Origin of the sequence: Bradyrhizobium sp. Leo170, from assembly GCF_004296405.1 — a bacterium.
GTDB lineage: Bacteria > Pseudomonadota > Alphaproteobacteria > Rhizobiales > Xanthobacteraceae > Bradyrhizobium.
The window spans coordinates 1-838 of sequence record NZ_PSRR01000784.1 but is presented as its reverse complement, the minus strand read 5'-3'; the positions used below and the strand labels follow the sequence as shown (position 1 = coordinate 838).

Annotated in this window: 1 protein-coding gene; it reads left to right on the top strand. The window is 57.4% G+C overall.

All coding sequences use genetic code 11. The features are described from left to right. The coding region (locus tag CWO89_RS48710; protein WP_245476884.1) for an aminotransferase class I/II-fold pyridoxal phosphate-dependent enzyme at nucleotides 1-838 on the top strand (838 nt) is incomplete at both ends.

The following is an 838-nucleotide window of genomic DNA, read 5'->3' as shown; positions in this document are numbered from 1 at the left end:
GGAGAGCACCGAACTGTCCCCGAATTTCCGCCGCTTCGCTGAAGATTACGCCGATGCGGTCACCACACTGCGTTTCTGGGATGCGCTTGATATCATCGACAAGTACTTCGAGCTAGCTGGCTTTGCACATGCAGACGGTTGGACATGGAATGCTGCGCAGATCTCGCTGTTCCTGAGCCTACTCTATCCCATAGTACCTGAGCTAGCGATGGGCTACGGCCAGCACTACTTTGGCGGTGCGTGGCGGCCGTCCCTCGAGACATCAGCCGTAGCAGCCCAGCCAAAGACGTCGGTGACTTTCCCCGTTTCAGCGCGCCAATACCCGCAAACTTTGCCGCGGAGTACAATAAGCGCTTTTGCAAAGAACAGATTTGGCAATCATGAAGATCCGAATGACGAAGCCATGAATTCGCGCATCTCAAAACGCAGCGCTGTCGCTCAGGGCTTTGCGCCATTCAACTCCTCAACTGCGAAGCACGGTATCAATTTCGGCCACGCGCTGGCCGACCCGGTGATGTTTGCAGAACTGCCGTGGCCAAGCGCGTTTGACGGAGGTACAGGTGTCGCTCCCGCCGATCTGCCGCAGTATACGGATGCGGCGGGTTTGCCCGAACTTCGTACAAAGCTCGCACTGAGGTACGGCGTGCGGCATAACCAAGTTATGCTTACGGGTGGTGCTTCACAGGCTTTACAATTGCTTGCCGATGGCTGGATTGACCCCGGTGACGTGGTCCTGACGGAGGACCCCTCCTACTTGGGCGCACTGCGTACGTTTTCGATCGCGGGTGCAACCGTGGTCCAGCTAGGTCTGGCCGCAGAGGGAGTGGATCTGAACGAA